Origin of the sequence: Mycobacterium sp. (genome assembly GCF_050701675.1) — a bacterium.
Classification (GTDB): Bacteria; Actinomycetota; Actinomycetes; order Mycobacteriales; family Mycobacteriaceae; genus Mycobacterium.
Genome location: NZ_JBOGDD010001100.1, coordinates 1 through 2,375, shown reverse-complemented (window position 1 = coordinate 2,375; position 2,375 = coordinate 1). Strand labels below are relative to the sequence as shown.

General features: G+C 67.9%; 3 protein-coding genes. All 3 read left to right on the top strand.

The window, feature by feature from the left end:
* Nucleotides 1-658, top strand: a 658-nt coding sequence (locus ACRDUX_RS33975) for an SDR family NAD(P)-dependent oxidoreductase (RefSeq protein ID WP_526420785.1), incomplete at its 5' end; no start/stop codon positions are given.
* A 7-nt stretch (nt 659-665) separates the two neighbouring features.
* Nucleotides 666-1,640: an NADPH:quinone oxidoreductase family protein gene (locus ACRDUX_RS33970; protein WP_526420783.1), complete on the top strand. Its 975-nt coding sequence runs from the start codon at nt 666-668 to the stop codon at nt 1,638-1,640.
* Entirely contained in the window at nt 1,637-2,344 is a 708-nt protein-coding gene (locus ACRDUX_RS33965; RefSeq protein ID WP_526420781.1) for a haloacid dehalogenase type II, read from the top strand. The genes ACRDUX_RS33970 and ACRDUX_RS33965 overlap by 4 nt, the downstream gene beginning before the upstream one ends.
* Nucleotides 2,345-2,375: the final 31 nt, after the last annotated feature.

Genomic DNA, 2,375 nt, shown 5'->3' with positions numbered 1-2,375 from the left:
CTACGACAGCGTCGCCGAGCAAGAGGGTGCCGAGAACATCATCAAGACCGCGGTCGACGAGTTCGGCAAGGTCGACGGCGTGGTCAGCAACGCGGGCATCCTGCGCGACGGCACGTTCCACAAGATGACGTTCGAGAACTGGGACGCCGTGCTCAAGGTGCACCTCTACGGCGGGTACAACGTGTTGCGCGCCGCGTGGCCGCACTTCCGCGAGCAGAGCTTCGGCCGCGTCGTCGTCGCGACCTCGACCAGTGGCCTCTTCGGCAACTTCGGCCAGGCCAACTACGGCGCCGCGAAGCTCGGCCTGGTCGGCCTGATCAACACGCTGGCCCAGGAAGGCGCCAAGTACAACATCAAGGCCAACGCCGTCGCGCCGATCGCCGCCACCCGGATGACGCAGGACATCCTGCCGCCCGAGGTGTTCGAGAAGCTGACGCCCGAGTACGTGGCACCGGTGGTGGCCTACCTGTGCACCGAGGAAGTGCCCGACACCGATTCGATCTTCATCGTCGGCGGGGGCAAGGTGCAGCGCACGGCGCTGTTCCAGAACGACGGCGTGACGTTCTCCTCGGTGCCGTCGGTCGACGACGTCGCAGGCAAGTGGGGCGAGATCACCGATCTGTCGGCAGCGCAGTCGGCCAGCTTCAAGCTCGGCTGAGAGTCAAGTGAAGGCGCTTGTCGCGCAAGAACTCTCCGGGCCGTCGGGCTTGGTCTACACCGACGTACCGGATATTGGGGAGCCTGCGGCCCCCGGCATGGTCGTCGTCGACGTCGGTGCGGCCGGGGTCAGCTTTCCCGACCTGCTGCTGATCCGTGGCGAGTATCAGCTGAAGCTCGACCCTCCGTTCGTCCCAGGAACCGAGATCGCAGGCGTGGTGCGATCAGCGCCCGCAGACTCGGGCTTCACGGCAGGGCAGCGCGTTTCGGCGCTGTCGATGCTTGGCGCCTGGGCCGAACGGGTGGCCGTGCCGGTGGCTAGCGTCAACCCGACGCCGGATGGCATCGACGACCGCACGGCGGTGTGTCTGCTTGGCAACTACTACACGATGTACTTCGCACTGGAACGTCGCGCTGCACTGCGTGCCGGTGAGACCGTGCTGGTGCTCGGCTCGGCGGGTGGAGTCGGGACCGCCGCCATCCAGATCGCGAAGGCGCTGGGCGCCAAGGTGATCGCGATGGTGCATCGCCCTGGGGCGACGGAGTTCGTCGAGTCGCTGGGCGCCGACGTGGTGCTGCCGCTGACCGAGGGCTGGGCCAAGGCGGCCCGCGAACACACCGACGGCCGTGGCGTGGACGTCGTGGTCGACCCCGTCGGAGGCGAGGCGTTCGACGACGCGGTCCGGGTGTTGGCGACCGAGGGCAGGTTGCTGGTGCTGGGCTTCGCCTCTGGCGGCGGCATCCCGACCGTCAAGGTCAACCGGCTGTTGCTGCGCAACGTCAGCGTCGTCGGTGTCGGGTTGGGTGAGTTCATCAACCGCACGCCCGGCGCGCAGGCCGAGATCGGTGTCGGGTTGGGCAAGCTCATCGACGCGGGGCTGCGGCCGCCGCCACCGGTGAGGTATCCGCTGGCCGAGGGCCGGGCGGCGCTGGAGAGCTTGGCGAGCGGCGGGATCAAGGGCAAGGTCGTGCTGGTTCCGTGACGGCGCCGAAAGCGTTGGCGTTCGACGTCTTCGGGACCGTCGTCGATTGGCGCAACAGCATCATCGGCGAGCTGGAGATGTTCGGGGAGAGGCACGGACTCGCCGAGGATTGGGCGGCCTTCGCCGATGACTGGCGGGCCGGTTATCCGGCGGCGATGGACCGCGTGCGCCGCGGTGAGCTTCCATGGTTGAAGATCGACGCCCTGCACCGCCTGATCCTCGACGGACTCCTCGATCGAGCCGGAATCGACTCCCTGCCGGACACGGATGTCGACCAGCTCAACCGCGCCTGGCACCGGCTGGATCCGTGGCCCGATTCGGTGGACGGTCTGACCCGTCTCAAACAGCGCTTCGTGATCACGACGCTGTCGAACGGCAACGTCTCGCTGTTGACCAACATGGCCAAACGCGCCGGGCTGCCGTGGGATTGTGTGATCTCGGCCGAACTGTTCCACCACTACAAGCCGGATCCCGAGGCCTATCTCGGATGCGCCGACCTCCTCGACGTGGCGCCGGGGGAGCTGATGCTGGTCGCGGCGCACCCCAGCGATCTGCGGGCGGCGCGCGACGCGGGCTTGCTGACGGCGTACGTGACCCGACCGCTCGAACGCGGGGCCGGCCGCCGACCACCCGGGTTCGAGGTCGGCGAGTTCGATTACACCGCAACCGACTTCCTCGATCTCGCCGGGCAGCTCGGAGCTTGAGGCGATGAGCACCGGCGGGATCGTCCTGGTC